The 17,216-nt window shown below is 66.4% G+C and carries 16 protein-coding genes; 8 read left to right on the forward strand and 8 right to left on the reverse strand.

The genetic code is table 11. The annotated features are described in order from the left end of the window. Nucleotides 1-47: 47 nt before the first annotated feature. Nucleotides 48-1,739 (forward strand): methyl-accepting chemotaxis protein, encoded by a 1,692-nt coding sequence (locus tag ACCD06_RS10625; protein WP_413340547.1) that lies wholly within the window; start codon nucleotides 48-50, stop codon nucleotides 1,737-1,739. Nucleotides 1,740-1,792: 53 nt separating this feature from the next. On the opposite strand, the gene ACCD06_RS10630 is transcribed toward ACCD06_RS10625, so the two are convergent. The 4 genes from ACCD06_RS10630 to ACCD06_RS10645 all read right to left on the reverse strand — a co-directional run bounded on the left by ACCD06_RS10630 (nucleotide 1,793) and on the right by ACCD06_RS10645 (nucleotide 6,418). Beyond that, nucleotides 1,793-2,557: an arginyltransferase gene (locus tag ACCD06_RS10630; RefSeq protein WP_413340549.1), complete on the reverse strand. Its 765-nt coding sequence runs from the start codon at nucleotides 2,555-2,557 to the stop codon at nucleotides 1,793-1,795. A gap of 70 nt (nucleotides 2,558-2,627) precedes the next feature. Continuing rightward, entirely contained in the window at nucleotides 2,628-3,605 is a 978-nt protein-coding gene (locus ACCD06_RS10635) for an alpha-E domain-containing protein (RefSeq protein WP_413340551.1), read from the reverse strand. Continuing rightward, nucleotides 3,602-4,984 carry a circularly permuted type 2 ATP-grasp protein gene (locus tag ACCD06_RS10640; protein ID WP_413340553.1) on the reverse strand — a complete coding sequence of 461 codons (1,383 nt, stop codon included), beginning with the start codon at nucleotides 4,982-4,984 and terminating at the stop codon, nucleotides 3,602-3,604. Before ACCD06_RS10640 ends, ACCD06_RS10635 begins: the two co-directional genes overlap by 4 nt. 288 nt (nucleotides 4,985-5,272) lie before the next feature. Beyond that, on the reverse strand, nucleotides 5,273-6,418 hold the full coding sequence (locus tag ACCD06_RS10645) for a flagellar motor protein MotB (RefSeq protein WP_109155808.1): 1,146 nt from the start codon (nucleotides 6,416-6,418) through the stop codon (nucleotides 5,273-5,275). A 342-nt stretch (nucleotides 6,419-6,760) separates the two neighbouring features. On the opposite strand from ACCD06_RS10645, the gene ACCD06_RS10650 reads away from it, so the two are divergent. Then, complete coding sequence (locus ACCD06_RS10650) at nucleotides 6,761-7,252, forward strand: flavin reductase family protein (RefSeq protein ID WP_109155807.1); 492 nt, start codon at nucleotides 6,761-6,763, stop codon at nucleotides 7,250-7,252. Between the two features lie 9 nt (nucleotides 7,253-7,261). Here ACCD06_RS10650 and ACCD06_RS10655 read toward each other — a convergent pair whose 3' ends face one another. The 3 genes from ACCD06_RS10655 to ACCD06_RS10665 are packed head-to-tail and all read right to left on the reverse strand — an operon-like array spanning nucleotide 7,262 to nucleotide 8,590. Continuing rightward, entirely contained in the window at nucleotides 7,262-7,546 is a 285-nt protein-coding gene (locus ACCD06_RS10655) for a DUF1488 domain-containing protein (RefSeq protein WP_042702619.1), read from the reverse strand. 35 nt (nucleotides 7,547-7,581) lie between these two features. Next, the gene (locus ACCD06_RS10660) at nucleotides 7,582-8,238 is read right to left on the reverse strand and encodes a DUF6134 family protein (RefSeq protein WP_413340556.1); all 657 of its coding nucleotides are present in this window, start codon (nucleotides 8,236-8,238) and stop codon (nucleotides 7,582-7,584) included. Nucleotides 8,239-8,287: 49 nt separating this feature from the next. Further along, complete coding sequence (locus ACCD06_RS10665) at nucleotides 8,288-8,590, reverse strand: SCP2 sterol-binding domain-containing protein (RefSeq protein WP_085089532.1); 303 nt, start codon at nucleotides 8,588-8,590, stop codon at nucleotides 8,288-8,290. A 171-nt stretch (nucleotides 8,591-8,761) separates the two neighbouring features. On the opposite strand from ACCD06_RS10665, the gene ACCD06_RS10670 reads away from it, so the two are divergent. The 6 genes from ACCD06_RS10670 (at nucleotide 8,762) to ACCD06_RS10695 (ending at nucleotide 14,542) form a co-directional block, all read left to right on the forward strand. Further along, nucleotides 8,762-10,510 (forward strand): long-chain-fatty-acid--CoA ligase, encoded by a 1,749-nt coding sequence (locus tag ACCD06_RS10670; protein WP_413340559.1) that lies wholly within the window; start codon nucleotides 8,762-8,764, stop codon nucleotides 10,508-10,510. 114 nt (nucleotides 10,511-10,624) lie between these two features. After that, entirely contained in the window at nucleotides 10,625-11,017 is a 393-nt protein-coding gene (locus ACCD06_RS10675; RefSeq protein ID WP_085089534.1) for a MerR family transcriptional regulator, read from the forward strand. A gap of 113 nt (nucleotides 11,018-11,130) precedes the next feature. Further along, entirely contained in the window at nucleotides 11,131-11,661 is a 531-nt protein-coding gene (locus ACCD06_RS10680) for a thioesterase family protein (protein WP_413340561.1), read from the forward strand. A gap of 39 nt (nucleotides 11,662-11,700) precedes the next feature. Beyond that, on the forward strand, nucleotides 11,701-12,450 hold the full coding sequence (locus tag ACCD06_RS10685; protein ID WP_413340563.1) for an electron transfer flavoprotein subunit beta/FixA family protein: 750 nt from the start codon (nucleotides 11,701-11,703) through the stop codon (nucleotides 12,448-12,450). 167 nt (nucleotides 12,451-12,617) lie between these two features. Next, nucleotides 12,618-13,544: an electron transfer flavoprotein subunit alpha/FixB family protein gene (locus ACCD06_RS10690; protein WP_413340565.1), complete on the forward strand. Its 927-nt coding sequence runs from the start codon at nucleotides 12,618-12,620 to the stop codon at nucleotides 13,542-13,544. Nucleotides 13,545-13,651: 107 nt separating this feature from the next. Further along, the gene (locus tag ACCD06_RS10695) at nucleotides 13,652-14,542 is read left to right on the forward strand and encodes a VOC family protein (RefSeq protein WP_413340567.1); all 891 of its coding nucleotides are present in this window, start codon (nucleotides 13,652-13,654) and stop codon (nucleotides 14,540-14,542) included. Between the two features lie 30 nt (nucleotides 14,543-14,572). Here the strand turns inward: ACCD06_RS10695 and ACCD06_RS10700 are convergent, their stop codons facing one another. Continuing rightward, the gene (locus tag ACCD06_RS10700) at nucleotides 14,573-17,062 is read right to left on the reverse strand and encodes an ATP-binding protein (RefSeq protein WP_413340569.1); all 2,490 of its coding nucleotides are present in this window, start codon (nucleotides 17,060-17,062) and stop codon (nucleotides 14,573-14,575) included. Nucleotides 17,063-17,216: the final 154 nt, after the last annotated feature.

The following is a 17,216-nucleotide window of genomic DNA, read 5'->3' on the forward strand; positions in this document are numbered from 1 at the left end:
TTAGGGCCTTTTCAATCAGAACCGTTGCTTTTTGCAGGAGATGGGGAATGACGTGGCTATCGAACATGACGGTTCGAATGAAGTCGATCGCTTCCTTTACAGCAGTAATAATCATATTTATTGCGTTTGGAGGCTTCTCCATCCTGCAGATGTCGTCGATGAACGATAAGTCTCTCGAAATCAGGAACAATTGGCTTCCGTCCGTCGCTGCGGTCGCCAATCTTTACACGCTGTTCGATTACTACCGCATCAATGAAGGTGCGCACATCATCTCAACCTCGGATGAGGGCATGCGCGTCGAAGAAAAAACCCTGGAGGAGATTCTTAAATCTTTCGAACAGGCCGATAAGATCTATGCGGCCATGCTGACGCCAGGATTCGAGACCGAAACCTATCAGGCGTTCAAGTCAGCGTGGGGCGATTATCTGAAAACCAGCAAGACCGTTCTGCTTCCACTCTCGCGCCAGAACCAGACCGAAGAAGCCGGCTCCGTCTTCCGTGGACAAGCAAGAGATCAGTATAGGACGGCAAAAGGCCTTTTGCAGAAGCTGATCGACTTCAATACGCGCGAGGGCGCAAAGGCGGCTGACCAAGGCCAGGACCTGTATGAAAACGGCAAAATCCTCATCATGGTTTCTTCCGGCCTGGTTGCCGTGATCTGCATCGGCATCGCTGTTTCCATGCTGTCCACCGTGGTTCGGCCGATCCAGAGGCTGACCATGATCATGGGCCGTCTGGCGAACCGGGAACTTTCAGTCGCCGTCGATGGAACGGAGCGGAAGGACGAGTTGGGGGCCATGGCCAGAGCGGTCCAGATCTTCAAGGACGGTCTGATCGAGGCCGACCGGCTCGCCGCCGCCGAGGCGGCCGAACAGCAGACCAAGGCACGGCGTACCGCGGCGATCGAGCGTCTGCTGGCCTCCTTCGAGACGTCGTCCGGCGCCGCGCTGCGCACCGTGGCGTCGGCCGCGTCGGAACTGGACGCCACCGCGCACGCCATGTCGGCGATGGCGCAGCAGACCAGCAGCCAAGCCACCGTCGTGGCGTCGGCCGCCGAACAGACCAGCGCCAACGTCCAAACGGTCGCGACCGCGACCGAGGAAATGGCCAGCTCCATCCGGGAGATCGGCAGCCAGATCGCCCGCTCGGCCGACATTGCCGGCAAGGCGGTGACGGAGGCGGCGCAGACCAGCGACGCGGTGCGCAGCCTCGCCGATGCAGCCCAGCGGATCGGTGCCGTGGTGGAACTCATCAACTCCATCGCCAGCCAGACCAACCTGCTGGCCCTGAACGCCACCATCGAAGCGGCGCGGGCGGGAGAGGCCGGCAAGGGCTTCGCCGTGGTCGCCAGCGAGGTGAAGAGTCTTGCCGGCCAGACCGCCAAGGCGACGGAGGAGATTGCCGGCCAGATCGGCGCCATCCAGCAGACGACCTATGGCGTGGTGACGGCGATCACCGGCATCGGCGGCACCATCGGCCGCATCAACGACATCACCACCGGCATCGCCGCCGCGATCGAGGAGCAGAGCGCGGCAACCAACGAGATTTCCCGCAATGTCCAGCAGGCCGCCGCCGGCACGCAGGAGGTGACGGGCAGCATCGTCCAGGTCAATCAAGCCGCAGGCGAGGCCGGCAATTCCGCCGGTCAGGTGCTGGGCGCCGCCAGTGAACTGTCCAAACAGGCAGAGTTGATGCGCCGGGATGTCGAGAAGTTCCTGAGCGACATCAAGGCGGCCTGACGTCGGCGGTCATCGGGGATGGGCGCATCGCCGTTGGTGCGGCGGCGATGCCTCTACTCTCCATCCCTGATCGGTCCGTCGATGTCCGGAGCGATCTCGGCCGGGCGCCAGCCGTCCTCGCCCAGGCATTCCAGCGGATGGAACTTCGCCTTGTAGGCCATCTTTCGGCTGTGGGCGATCCAATAGCCGAGATAGACATAGGGCATGCCGGCCAGCCGTGCCCGTTCGATCAGGCCCAGGATCATGAAGGTGCCCAGGCTGCGGCGGTCCTGCGCCGCGTCGTAGAAGCTGTAGACCGCCGAATAGCCGTCCGACAGCCGGTCGGTCAGCATGCAGCCGACCAGCTGCCCGCGCTCGTCGCGCGCCTCCAGCAGGTTGGTGTCCGCCCTGCCCTCGTCCACCATGGCGGCGAAATCACCCATCGCCATCCGGGCCATGTCGGAATCGCCGTGGCGGGAGTTCTGGTAGAGCGCGAACAACCGATACTGCTCCGACGTGGCGTAGGCCGGGCGTTCCGCCAGCGTCACCCCTTCATTGAGCTTCAGCACCCGGCGCTGCGACCGGGTCGGCACGAACTCCGCCACCGGCACGCGCACCGGCACGCAGGCTTGGCAGTTGGGGCAGACGGGCCGATAGACGATGTCGTGGCTGCGGCGGAAGCCGGCGCGCGACAGGGTCGAGTTCACCTCGGTCGCGAAGGGACCGATCAGGCGGGTGAACAGCTTGCGTTCAACACGTCCGGGCAGATAGGGGCAGGGCATCGGCCCCGACCGGAAGAATTGCTGCAATGGACGCTGCGGCGGCTGGATGACCGACATTCTGACCGACAACCACCACGACAGTGAGGAGGAGGCGGAGGAGCGTGATCCCCCTCCGCCGGACCCGAGCTTACTGCGACTGGCTCTGAACCGCCAGAGGCGGCTGTACGCCGAAGAAGGCTTGTGCGATCTCCGTCGTCACGACGCTCAGTTGCAGCTGTATCCAGTCGAGATATTCATGCAGGCCGTCGCGCAGCACCGCATCGATCGGACGGGACAGCAGCGCGGCCAGCAGCTCGTCCACCCGCTCCATCGCCGCCGAGCCGCCGCGCAGGTCGTAGCGCGAGCGCATCCGCGTCAGCACTCCGTCGATCTGCCGCACGCACATCACGACGGAGCGCGGGAATCCCTCGTTGAACAGCATGAAGCCGGCGACCGTGGTCGGCGACATGCCGCGGGGATAGACGCGGCGGAAGGCGTGATAGCCGGCGGTGCAGCGCAGGACCGTCGTCCACTGGCTGACATCCAGCGTGGAGCCGACCTCGGCCGGCGACGGCAACAGCGTGTGGTACTTGATGTCGAGCAGGCGCGTGGTCTGGTCCGCCCGCTCGATATACTTGCCCATCTGGTAGAAGTACCAGCCCTGGTCGCGGTAGAAGGTGCCCTCGGTGATGCCGGTGTGGGTCTGGCATTCCTCCTTGATCCAGGTGCAGACCTTGGACAGGTTCTGCGCCGCCACGTCCTTGACCGACATCTCCAGCAGCTTGTTGTGGAACACGTTGATCTGCGTCCACATCTCCGTCGAGATCCAGGGGCGCAGCGTCCGCGCATTCTCCCGCGCCATCCGCAGCATCGACAGCAGCGAATTCTGGTTCTGCCCGTCGAACATGTAATAGTGGATCACCGCCTCCGCCGTCGGGCGGTCGTGGCGGCTGAAGAAGTCCTTCTCGTCAGCGTTCAGCTGGACGATGGAGAACCAGTTGGTGGCCCCGCGGGTGTCGCGCGCGAAGGTTTCGTGCACGTCCAGGATGCGGGCCAGATTCTCGGCCCGTTCCATGTAGCGGGCCATCCAGAAAATGCACTCGGCGTAACGGGACAGCAGGTTCATGCCGCACCACCTTCCAGAACCCAGGTGTCCTTGGAGCCGCCGCCCTGGGACGAATTGACGATCAGCGTGCCCTTCTTCAATGCCACGCGCGACAGGCCGCCGGGCAGGACCCAGGTGCTCTTGCCGGTGATGGCGAAGGGGCGCAGATCGACGTGGCGCGGCTCGATGGCATCGTCGCAGACGGTCGGGCAGACCGACAGGTCGACCACCGGCTGGCTGATATAGTTGGACGGATCGGCCAGCAGCTTGGCCCGGCAATCCTCCAACTCCGCCTTGCTGGCGCGCGGGCCGATGGTGATGCCATAGCCGCCGGCCTCGCCCACCGGCTTCACCACCAGATCGGCCAGATTGTCGAGCGTGTATTGCAGGGCGTCGGCCTCGCGGCAGATGCGGGTGTCGACGTTGGGGATGATCGGGTCCTGGTCCAGGTAGTATTTGATCATCCGCGGGACATAGCAGTAGACCGCCTTGTCGTCGGCCACGCCGGTGCCGATGGCGTTGGCCAGCGCCACGTTGCCCTTGCGATAGGCCTCCAGGATGCCGGGCACACCCAGCAGGCTGTCGGGGTTGAAGGCCTTGGGGTCGAGGAAGGCGTCGTCCAGCCGGCGATAGATCGAATGGACCGGAGCGAGACCGTTGGTCGTCTTCATGAAGACGCGGTCGTTCTCCACCACCAGATCGCGTCCTTCCACCAGCGGCACGCCCATCTCGCGCGCCAGGAAGATGTGCTCGAAATAGGCCGAGTTGTAGGTGCCCGGCGACAGCAGCACCACCTGGGGATCGTCGACCGGCGCGATCTCCATCATGGCGTCGAGCAGCTTGTGGCCGTAATTGTCCACCGGGCGGATGCCGATGTCCTGCATCAGGTCGGGGAAGACCCGCTGCATCATATGGCGGTTCTCCACGACATAGGAGACGCCGGACGGAACGCGGCCATTGTCCTCCAGCACGCGGAAGGTGCCATGTCGGTCGCGCACCAGATCGGTGCCCATGATGTGGATGTAGGTGTTGAAGGGAACGTCCAGCCCGATCATCTGCGGGCGGAAATTATGGTTCCCCTCGACCAGATCCCGCGGGATCACCCCGTCCTTCAGGATCTTCTGGTCGTGATAGATATCGTGCAGGAACAGGTTCAGCGCGGCGACCCGCTGCGTGACGCCCGCTTCCAGATGCTTCCATTCCGGTGCGGAGATCACCCGCGGGATGACGTCGAAGGGCAGGATGCGGTCGACGGCGTCCTTGTCGGAATAGACGATGAAGGTGATGCCGAGATTGTAAAGTTCCCGCTCCGCATCCTGCGCGCGGCGGCGCAGTTCATCGAAGTCGAGCGCGGCCAGCCTCTGGCGGATCAGCGCCGTATGTTCGGCCGGCAAATCCATGGCTCCGAACAATTCGTCGAAGTACAGGCCAGGATTGTAGGATGACAAAAGGTCGGACGGTTTGCTCTCGGGTACGCTCACAGACTCCCCCGCGCTTGTATCTGACCGATCATCGCGGGCCGGGCGGCATCGCCCCGGCCATGTCGCATTGTGCAGGAAGTATGACCCATCGCCGCGCGCTTTGAACAGGGCAAACGCGCGCGCCGTTGTGCGACGCAATGACAAAGCAAGAATTCGGACGCGGGCGATTCCGGAAATTAGCGCCAAAGTACCGGCGGCATCGAAAACTTATCGTGCTTTGGTGGGAGCGCCGCCGCCAGACTGGCCGCCGGCCGCGGGTGCCGCCTGGGTCTCGCGCAGCAGGACCATGGTGATGCGGCGGTTGCGCGGGTTGTTGGGCTGATCGGCGACCAGCGGGTCGCGGTCGGCCTTGCCGACGACATCCTGGATTCGCGACGGGTCGATGCCGCCGGCCAACAGGGCGCGGCGGGTGGCGTTGGCCCGCTCGCTCGACAGATCCCAGTTGTCGCGGCCGGAGCCGGCGGGGAACGGGGTGGAATCGGTATGGCCGCTGATCGACAGCTTGTTGGGCAGTTTCGACAGCGCCTTCGCCACCTGCTGCACAAGCTGGCGGGTCTGCGGATACATCTGGCCGGAGCCGCCGGGGAACATCGACACGCGGTCCTGGTCAACGATCTGGATTCGCAGGCCTTCCGGCGTCTGGTCGATCATCAGATTCTGGGCCAGCGGCTCCAGTTCCGGAACCGACTGGATCGCCTGACGGATCTCGGTGGCGGCCTGCTGGAACTGGCGGGCTTCCTTGGCCGCGCCCTGCAGGCTGTCCATCGCCTCCTTCACCCGCTCGCCGAAGTCGGACAGCTTCTCGCCGGGCTTCTGGCCGGGGATGCCCAGCTGCTTGGCCATCTCCTCCATCCGCTTCTGGAACTCGGCGCGGGTCTCGCTCGGCTTCTGGTCGGCGACATCCGCATCCGCCGCACCGTTGGCGGCGGCATCCTTGCCCGATTTTCCCGGTCCGGTGCCCTGTCCGGGCCCGACGACCGATTCGGTCGGGTCGTCGGCATCGTCGGTCTGCTGCGACGAATAGCCGGGCGGACCCGACACCGGCACGTCGGCCGACATCGGCGAGCTGGGGGAGATCTGCGCGCCCGGCACCGTGATGGTCTTGCCGCCCAGCATGCCGCCGGAGCCCGACTGTTCGCGGCTGACCGACACGGGGGAGAAATAGTCGGCGATGCCCTTGCGCTGGTCCGAGGTGGTGACGTTCAACAGCCACAGCAGCAGGAAGAAGGCCATCATCGCGGTCACGAAGTCGGCATAGGCCACCTTCCACGCGCCACCATGGTGGCCGCCGTGTCCGCCCTTCTTCTTCTTGATGATGATTGGCCGCTCGTCGCCGCCGGAATTCCCGCTCATGCCCTGGCCGTGGCGAATGGTTCGAGGCCCGAAGGCCGATTTCCGCGCGCGGCGCCGCGGTGGATGCGGCGGCCGTCCGCCGCGGCAAAACCCTGACGGGGTTTGATTAAGATCCGTTTAACGACGTTGCCCCGGGGGAGGTGCGACGGAGACCGGGCGGAGATACGGCGCAGATGTGGCGGGGGATGCGACGGAGATGCGGCTTGCAGCGGATGGCGTGCTGGATTAATTCGCGGTATTTCCTACTTTCAGTGTCATCTTCGGCCACTCCGGGGGCCTTTCACGGGTCCCCTGCCCTCTTCTCCGCCAGCCCCTCCACTTCGGCCCACACCACAGGACGTCATGACCACCGAACAGCCGATCGATCCCCTCGCGTTCCGTTCCGCCCTCGGCTGCTTCGCCACCGGGATCGCCGTCATCACCACCATCGCGCCCGACGGGCTGCCGCTGGGGGTGACGGTGAACTCCTTCTCGTCCGTGTCGCTCGATCCGCCGCTGGTGCAGTTCTGCCTGGGCCGTGCCGCGATGTCGTTCGAGGCCTTCAACATCGCGCCGCATTTCGCGGTGAACATCCTCGCGTCCGACCAGGAGGAGCTGTCCAACCGCTTCTCCCGCCGCGACCTGCAGGAGCGCTGGGCCGGGCTGGAGACCACCACCGGCCGTGGCGGCGTCCGCCTGCTGACCGGCTGCCTCGCCACGCTGGAATGCGACCGCGAGCATCTGCTGGACGGCGGCGACCACGTCATCGTGCTGGGCCGCGTGCGCAATCTGACCTCACGCGAGGACGGCGACCCGCTGCTGTATTTCCGCGGCCGCTACGCCCATCTGCGTTGACGCTTCGGTTCAGCCGGCCGCGCGGTGAAGGTCGCGGCCGGTCAGGTGGATGTTGGCATCGGGATCGAGCGCGCGGGCCATGATGCGCTGTTCGGTCGCCCGTTCGAACAGGGGGCGGTTCATGCAGACCTGCTGAACCGCCTCGTCCGGCTTCGGCGTGTGGCCGACGATGCCCTGCAGGGTGCGGCGGGTGACAAAGACCCGGCCCTGATATTCCCCGACCTGCACCGCGAACTCCACGGCGTCGGCCTCCTCGTTCCAGAAGGGGTCGTCGGGAAACAGGAAGATGGGCATCGGGTCCTCGTTCAAACAGGAATCTGCGGCAGAATTCACTTCAGGACATAGGTGATATCATAGCCGCTGCGTTTGAAGCGCGTCTTCAGCAGCGTGCCGTCCGCCGCATACCACAGGTCGCGTTCCACATCGCCCTCGATGCGGTGGTGGGCGGCCTCCGTCGCCTTGCCGCCGGCCTCCACCGTCTCCGCCCCGATCTTGCGCGTAGCCACCTTGTAGGGGGCCGCGTCGATCACCGACAGAAGCTCGCGGTGCTTCAGCACGTCCGTCGTCCACAGCGTCAGCGGCAGGGCGCTTGCCGGTGCCTGCTGCGGCTTGCCGTCCACCACCAGCCGATAACCGCCGGCATCGCGCGCGATGTCGATCTTGTGCGGGGTGCCGTCGTCGTCGGTGGTGGCGGTCATCGACTCCAGAACGCCGCCCTTCCACATTTCCTCCCGCTTGTGGTCGTAGCGGAAGTTGATGAACAGCACCTTCACCCGCGTGGTGGCGGTGACGGTGACCTTGGTGCGGTCGCCCTGCGGCTCGATCTTCACCTGTTCGGTGCCGATGGGATCCTCGCCCATCAGGATCTGGTAGGTCAGCGAGCGCGCAGTCCCCTGGGCAGAGGCCGCACCCGGCAGGCCGGTCAGCAGCGTGGCCGCCATCAGGGCAGCCGACAGGGTGGCGCAATTGGTGCGCATCGTCGTCATGTTCGTTTCCTCCCGGTTGATTTGGTGGGCGGCTCTTCCGGCCGCTTCGTCAGTCGTCCAGCAACTGGGCCAGCTTCATCGCCACGCCCATCGAGCCTTCGACCTTCAGCTTGCCCATGGTGAAGGCCAGCATCGGGTTGAGCTTGCCGTTGATGAGCTTTTGCAGGTTTTCCGGTGAGATGCGGATGGTGCAGTCGGACTCGGCGTCGTCGCGGCTGATGCTGATTGGGCTGGCGCGGCCATCGACCCGGATCACCTCCCCCTCCTTGCCCAGCAGGAAGCGGACCGAGGCGTTGAGCGAGCGAAGATCGCCGCTGCGGCTGCGCAGTTCCTGCAGAATGTCGTCGACCATGAAAGCATGCCCTCAGGATTGTTCGTAGGACTGGTCTTGACAGTAGGCGCGCATTACGTTTACGTCAACGTCATAACGAAAGCGTTTCAGACGCCCGCCGCTTGTCGATGCCGCCCTTCGGTGCCGGCCGTCAGGTGATCCGGAACGCGCCACCGCCAAGGGGAGCGAACCATGCCCGAGCCGCTTGCGCAGAGCGCCAATCCGCCGACCACCAATGCCAATGGCGCCGCCGCCAATGACACCGCCCATCCCTGGCTGACCCACTACCCCAAGGAAATCGCCTGGGACCAGACCTTCACGCCGATGCCGCTGCACATGCTGTTCGAGGAGGCGGCCGGGCGCTATGCCGACCGCCCCTGCCTGGACTTCATGGGCCGCCGCTACACCTACGCCGAGGTGCTGGCTCTGGTGAACCGCGCCGCCCGCGGTTTTCAGGATCTGGGGGTCGGGCCGGGGGTGCGGGTGGGGCTGTGCCTGCCCAACTGCCCGACCTACGTCATTTCCTATTTCGCGGTGCTTAAGGCCGGCGGGACCGTCGTCAACTACAACCCGCTCTATGTCGAGCGGGAGCTGGAGCACCAGATCACCGACTCGCAGACCGAGATCATGGTGACGCTGGACCTGAAGCAGATCTATCCGCGCGTCGCGGCGATGCTGGCGCGTACGCCGATGAAGCGGATCGTCGTCTGCCGCATGGCATCGATCCTGCCGGTGGTGAAGAAGGCCCTGTTCAGCGTGCTGAAGCGCAGCGAGATCGCCGCCGTGCCGCGCGACGACCGCCATGTCGATTTCGACAGCCTTCTCGCCAATGACGGAACGCTGCGCCCGGTGCGGATCGACGGGCTGCGCGATGTCGCCGTACTGCAATACACCGGTGGCACCACGGGCGTGCCCAAGGGCGCGATGCTGACCCATCACAACCTGCTGTCCAATGCGCGGCAGGTTCAAGCCTGGTTCCCCGAGGTGGCGCTGGGACAGGAGCGGGTTCTGGCCGTCCTGCCCTTCTTCCATGTCTTCGCCATGACCGTGGTGCTGAACATGGGGCTGGCCTGCGGAGCCGAACTGATCATGCTGCCGCGCTTCGAGACCGAGCAGGTGCTGAAGACCATCGCCAAGCGCAAGCCGACCCTCGTCCCCGGCGTGCCCACCATGTACAAGGCGCTGCTGGGCCATCCGCAGGTCGCCCGCTATCCGATGACCTCGATCCGCTACTGCATCTCCGGCGGCGCGCCGCTGCCGATGGAGTTGAAGCGCCAGTTCGAGACGGCGACCGGTTGCGTCCTGATCGAGGGCTACGGTCTGTCGGAAGCCTCCCCCGTCTGCGCCGCCAATCCGCTGAAGGGCGTCAACAAGGAGGGCTCCATCGGCCTGCCGCTGCCCGGCATCGCCATCGAGATTCGCGACCTGGAGGACCCCTCCCGCAAGCTCGGGATCGGGGAGAAGGGTCAGGTGGCGATCGCCGGACCCAACGTCATGGCCGGCTATTGGGGCCGGGCGGAGGAGAGCGACCGCACCGTGGTCGACGGCTTCCTGATGACCGGCGATGTCGGGACGATGGACGAGGACGGCTACGTCTTCCTGCTCGACCGGTTGAAGGACCTCATCATCTGCAGCGGCTACAATGTCTATCCGCGCATGATCGAGGAGGCGATCTACCAGCATCCCGACGTGGTCGCCGCCTGTGTCATCGGTCTGCCCGACGATTACCGCGGCCAAACACCGAAGGCCTTCGTGCAGCTGAAGCCGGGAGCCAGCCTGACGGTGGAGGCGCTGCGCGACTTCCTGCGCGACAAGATCTCCCGCATCGAGATGCCGACGGCCATCGAGTTCCGCGAGGAGCTGCCCAAGACCGCCGTCGGCAAGCTGTCGAAGAAGGAGCTGATCGCCGAGGCGCAGCAGGCCCTATCGAACGGAGGATGACCCGAAGTCACCGCGTTGACCCGGACGTAAAGGGAAGCCTTATCACGCCACGGCAGCTGTGCTACCAAACGGAAGACGCATTGTGCCAAACGCAAACAAAAGGTCTTCCCAGGGATGGAACAGCTCTACACGGTCAACCAGCTTGCGGAGGAGCTGGGCATCACTCCGCGGGCTCTGCGCTTCTACGAGGTCAAGGGACTGCTGGCGCCGAACCGCGTCGGCAACAACCGGGTCTACACCAAGCGCGACCGCGCCCGGCTGAAGCTGATCCTGCGCGGCAAGCGCCTGGGCTTCTCGCTGGCGGAAATCCGCGAATATCTCGACCTCTACAACGTCAATGGCGGGGTCGAGCAGCAGAAGAACCTGTTGAAGCGGGTGCAGAAGCGGCTGAAGGACCTCGCCCAGCAGCGCGAGGATCTGGAAGCGACCGTGCAGGAGCTGCGCGACATCGAAGAGCAGGTCAACAACACCCTGGCGGAGCTGAAGACCGCCGCGAAGGACAGCTGACCGGTCGGGCGCCCGTCGTGCACCGGTCAGCCTGCTGAGGGGGGAGATCGGAGCATGATGGGACAGCGACATCCGCGGGCGGCCTGCGATACCTTCAAGGCGGGAGATGGGCGATGAACCTGATCTTCCGCCTGCTGGCGGTCGCCGCCGCCGCCATCCTTGCCGCGCGGCGCGGCCGCCGCGCCGGGTTGCTGGAGCCGTCGGCGCTGCGTTTCCGGGTCTGGCCGACCGATCTGGACCTCAACCTGCACATGACCAACGCACGCTATTTCAGCGTGATGGATCTGGGTCGCACCGATCTGATGATCCGCGTCGGTCTGGGTCCGGCGATCCTGCGCAACCGCTGGCAGCCGGTGCTGGGCGGGGCGACCATCCGCTATCGCCGCTCGCTGCGGCCGTTCCAGAGATTCGCCCTGGTCAGCCGGGTGCTGTGCTGGGACGACAAATACATCTTCATCGAACACCGCATGGAAACACGGGGCGGACTGGCGGCACTGGCCGTCGTTCAGGGCGCCTTCGTCGGATCCGGGGGTGTGGTCGCGCCGGCCGAGGTTCTGGCGGCGCTCGGGACCACCGCCGACTCCCCGCCGATCCCCGATGCGGTCGCAGCCTTGCGCGGGCAGATTCTGTCCGCGGCCGCCTGAACAGTTACAAGAACACCATTCGAGAGGAGACACGCCGTCATGAAGGTGCTGGTGCCCGTGAAGCGGGTGGTCGACTACAACGTGAAGGTCCGCGTCAAGGCGGACGGCAGCGGCGTCGAGACCGCCAACGTGAAGATGAGCATGAACCCCTTCGACGAGATCGCCGTCGAAGAAGCCGTGCGGTGCAAGGAAGCCGGTAAGGCGACCGAGATCGTCGTGGTCTCCGTCGGCCCGGCCCAGGCCCAGGAGACCCTGCGCACCGCTCTCGCCATGGGGGCGGACCGCGCCATCCTGGTGCAGACCGATGTGACGACCGAGCCGCTCGCCGTCGCCAAGGTGTTGAAGGCGCTGGTCGAGAAGGAGGCGCCGGGGATGGTGATCCTCGGCAAGCAGGCGATCGACGATGATTGCAACCAGACCGGCCAGATGCTGGCCGCGCTGCTGGGCTGGGGCCAGGGCACCTTCGCCTCGAAGGTCGTTGTCGGCGACGGCAAGGTCGCGGTGACCCGTGAGATCGACGGCGGGCTGGAGACGGTGGAGCTGAAGTTGCCGGCGGTGGTCACCGCCGACCTGCGCCTGAACGAGCCGCGCTACGCCTCGCTGCCGAACATCATGAAGGCGAAGAAGAAGCCGCTGGAGACCGTCACGCCGGACGCGCTCGGCGTCGATGTGACGCCGCGGCTGACCACGGTGAAGGTGGCCGAGCCGGCCAAGCGTCAGGCCGGCATCAAGGTGCCGGACGTCGCCACCCTGGTCGACAAGCTGAAGAACGAGGCGCGGGTGATCTGAGCGCCGGCTCCGGTGCCCCCACCCTAACCCTCCCCCGCTTCGCAGGGGAGGGAACTGCCGCCGCTCTCCCGCATAAGCACCTACCCCCTCCCCCGCCCAGCGGGGGAGGGTCGGGGTGGGGGCAAGTCTCTGCACTACCAACACCCCGCCCGCCAGAGGAATCCGCCATGCCCATCCTGATCCTCGCCGACCATGACAACGCCACCCTCAAGCCGGCCACCGCCCACGCGGTCACCGCCGCCGCCAAGCTCGGCAGCGACATCCACCTCCTCGTCGCCGGCCGCAACGCCGCCCCGGCCGCCGAGCAGGCCGCCAAGCTGGCCGGCGTCGCCAAGGTGCTGCTCGCCGACGATGCCGCCTACGAGCACGCCCTGGCCGAACCGGTCGCGGCGCTGCTGGTGTCGCTCGCCTCCGGCTACAGCCATGTCCTCACCGCCGCCACTTCAGCCGGCAAGAACGTGCTGCCGCGCGTCGCCGCCTTGCTCGACGTGGCGATGATCTCCGACATCACCGCCGTGGTCTCTTCGGATACGTTCGAGCGGCCGGTCTATGCCGGCAACGCCATCGCCACCGTGCAGTCGGCCGACCCGGTGAAGGTTGTCACCGTCCGCACCACCGCCTTCGAGGCCGCGGCCGCCACCGGCAGCGCCCCGGTCGAGAGCGTCGCCGCCGTGGCCGATCCCGCCCTGTCCAGCTTCGTCTCGGCCGAACTGACCAAGTCGGAGCGCCCGGAGCTGACCGCCGCCCGCATCGTCATCTCCGGCGGGCGTGGCATGCAGTCGGGCGACAACTTCCCGATGCTGGAGGCTCTGGCCGACAAGCTGGGTGCCGCCGTGGGTGCGTCGCGCGCCGCCGTGGACGCGGGGTTCGTGCCGAACGACTATCAGGTCGGTCAGACCGGCAAGATCGTGGCGCCGGATCTGTACATCGCCGTCGGCATCTCGGGTGCGATCCAGCATCTCGCCGGCATGAAGGACAGCAAGGTGATCGTCGCGATCAACAAGGATGAGGAAGCGCCGATCTTCCAGGTCGCCGACTACGGCCTTGTCGCGGACCTGTTCAAGTCTGTGCCGGAGTTGCAGCAGGCACTGTGACGATCAGGCCGGGTCTCCCACGAGGAGGTCCGGCCGCTTCGCGCTTGCCGCGGCGGGCCGGCTGTTCTATCGCTGGCGGCACAGCAACCCGACAGCGGCAGGACGCCATGAGCATCGACGGCATCACCGGACTGGACCATCTGGTCATCGCCACCCGCGACCTGGACGCGGCGCGCGACGCCTATACCCGGCTCGGCTTCACCGTGACGCCGCGCGGCCACCACACCCAGCTGAAGTCGGCCAACCACACCATTCTGTTCCCGACCGGCACCTATCTGGAATTGCTGGGCATCGAGGAGCAGCGGCCGGCCAACGCCCATTACGCCGCGTTCCTGCGCCAGCGCGAGGGCATCGCCGCCGTCGCGCTGAAGACGCCCGACGCCCGCGCCGCCGTCGGTCCCCTGACCGCCGCCGGCTTTCCGGTGTCGGAACCCGTCGATTTCGGCCGCCCGGTGGAACTGCCCGGCGGCAGCCGCGACGCCAACTTCACCATCACCCAGATCGACCCGGCCGCCACCCCGGCCGGCCGCGTCTTCCTGTGCCAGCACCACACGCCCGATCTGGTCTGGCGCCCCGACCAGATGGTGCACGCCAACGGCGCCACCGGCCTGGAAGCGCTGGTGATCGCCGCCGCCGATCCCGATGCGGTCGCCGCGACCTACGCCAAGCTGCTGGGCGGCACCGTCACCGACCGCGGTTCCGCGCGCGTGGTGGAACCGGCAGGGTCCGGCGATGGTCAGGTCCCGGTGCTGGTCGCAACGCCGGATCGGCTGAATTGGGCCTGGACCGCCGATCCTGCCTTCGCGACGGCCGCCCTGCCCTTCTTCGCCGGCTTCGTGCTGCGCGTCGCCGATCCGGTCAAGACCCAGCAGGCTTTGCAGAAGAGCAAGTTCCCGACGGTGGTCGGCGAAGGTGTGATGCGGGTCGGATCGGCTAGCGCCTGCGGCGCCATGATCGCCTTCGCGCAGAATTTCGACCTGAACAGCCTGATTCCCTGACCCTCACGAGCGCCGGATCAGGCGACCGGATCAGGCGACCGTCTGGCGTTCGCGCAGAAGCGGCTCCAGCGCCTCGGCCACCGCGCGCCGCAGGTCGGAAGCGATCACCGGCTTGTGCATGACGCGGAAATTGCCGGCCTCCGCCTCCTGCGCACGGGCGGGAGCGGTGTCGCCGGTGACCAGAATGCCGGGCAGGATGCGGCCAAGCGCCAGCCGGACCTCCCGGATCGCCTCGGTCCCGGTACGGCCGTCGCGCAGACGGTAATCGGCGACGATCAGGTCGGGAGCCGGACCGCGATTTGCGAGGTCGAGCGCCTCGCTGCAGGATTCGGCCGCCAGAACGATATAACCCCACTCCTCCAGCATGGCGCGCATCCCTTCGCGCACGATACCGTCATCCTCGATCACCAGAACCGTGGTGGCGAAGGCCGGCAGCGGCGCGAGCGGAGCAGGCACGGTCTTGGCCGACGGCGCGTCGGCAATCGGCAGTTCCACGGTGAAGACCGATCCCTCGCCGGGGGTCGACCGCACCGTGACCTGATGGTCGAGCATCGCCGACAGCCGCCGCACCACCGCCAGACCAAGTCCAAGGCCACGGTCGCGGTTGCGGCTGGGATTGCCGACCTGCACGAACTCCTGGAAGATGTCCTCCTGCTGGTCGGCGGGGATGCCGATGCCGGTGTCCCACACCTCGATCCGCAGCATGCCGCCCCGACGGCGGCAGCCGATCAGGATGCGCCCCTTGTCGGTGTAGCGCAGCGCGTTCTCCACCAGATTCTGCAGGATGCGGCCCAACAGCATCGGATCGCTGCGGACATGGGCGCTGCACGGCACGATGTGCAGGATCAGCCCCTTCTGGACGGCGACGGAGCGGCTGTTGGCGGCCACGCGGTCCATCACCTCCTGCAGCGGAAACACCTCCACCTCCGGCACCACCGCCCCGGCCTCCAGCCGGGAGACGTCGAGCAGCCCGTCCAGCAGCATCTTCAGGGCGCCCAGCGCCCGATCCATGGTGCCCAGGACATTGCGGGTCATGCCGTCGCTGACGCGGGTGGACAGCACCTCCATCAGCAGCATCAGCGACTGCACCGGCTGGCGAAGATCGTGACTGGCCGCCGCCAGGAATTTCGACTTCGCGACGTTCGCAAGGTCGGCCTCCCGCCGGGCTTCCGTCAGCGCCGCCTGCGCCCGCTTGTGTTCGGAGATGTCGCGGACGGTGGCGATCAGGCTGACCAGACGGTTGTCGTGATCGCGCACCGGCGACGCGCTCAACTCCAGGCAGCGCGGCCCCTGCGGGTCCGCCCCGTCCGCGACGAGGCCGGGACGGGTCAGTTCCACCCGCGCGTCCCGGCCGACGACGATGGCGTCACGCAGCGGCTGCAGGGCCGCCCGGTCGTTCGTCGCCCGCTCCAGCGCCGTCAGAGCGCCGCTGCCCATCAGGGCGGAGACCGGCGTGCCCAGCAGTTGTTCCAACGCCGGATTGACATAGACGATGGGCATGCCGGGCTGGGTGGCGTCGGCGATCATGATGCCGTCGTTGCTCCAGGCCAGCGCCCGGTTGCGCACCCGCAACGCCCGGTCGGTGTGGCGGCGCCATTGTAGTTCGACGATGAAGGCGATGACGAACAGCAGGATCACCACGGTGGTGGCGACCGCCCAGCCGATGTAGAGGCGGGCATTGTCGCGCCAGGGACCGAACACCGTCTCAACCGATTCGCCGACGACCGCGATCACCGGATAATCGGGAGCCGACCGGAAGGCGGTGATCCGCTCCACCCCGTCGATCGGGCTGGTCATCCGCATGTGGCCGATGGGATGCTGCCTGATCGCCTGCCAAAGCTCGCTGTTGGCTGAATCACGGCTCGATGCCGCTTTCATCCCGGCGCTGCGGGCGATGATGATGCCGTCGGAGCGCAGCAGCGCCGCCGCGCCGTCCGGCGGCAGGCCGAGCACGCGGTAATAGCGAACGAAGGATTCGACCGGAATGTCGGCGACGGCGATCCCGGCAAAGGTACCGTCGGTGTTCTCCAGCCGGCGCGACACCGGGATGATCAGGTCATGCGTTTCCGACGAGGCATAGGGAATGCCGATCACCAGCCCGCGCGGCGCGCTGTCACGCGCGATGCGGAACTCGTCGCGGTCGGTGATGGTCCCCTGGAAGGTTGCCCGTCCCCCGCCCATGGTCAGCAGGCCCGAGGCGTCATAGACGCGGACGCCCACCACCAGCCCCTCTTCGAAGGCGCGGCGGGAATCCAGGCGCATGGCGCGGTTGCGCTCGGTGTTGGCGATCAGATCCAGCAGCAGGTCGTCGACCCGGCGGAAGGTGGAAACAGCATGCTCCTCCACCAGACGGGCGAAGACGGCGGTCTTCTCATGGGCCGTCTGGTCGAGCAGCCGCTCTTCCCGATGCAGACGGTCGAGCAGAATCCACCACAGGGCGGCGATGGCCAGCGCAACCGCCAGAGCGGGCAGGACCAGCCGCCCGCCGAAACCGGAAAAAAGCCAGAGCGCCCGCTTCACGTATACCCCGAACGCAGTGGATCGTCCGCCGGCCGCGTCCTTCGGTGTGAAAGCGGACGCAGGCAGGCGGACGCAAGCATGCCGCAATGAAGATGCCGACGCAACGCCATTACCGGCAAGGTGGCAGCGGCGGACAGTTGCTCCACCCAAGCAG

Origin of the sequence: Azospirillum sp. CT11-132 (assembly GCF_047302835.1) — a bacterium.
Classification (GTDB): domain Bacteria; phylum Pseudomonadota; class Alphaproteobacteria; order Azospirillales; family Azospirillaceae; genus Azospirillum.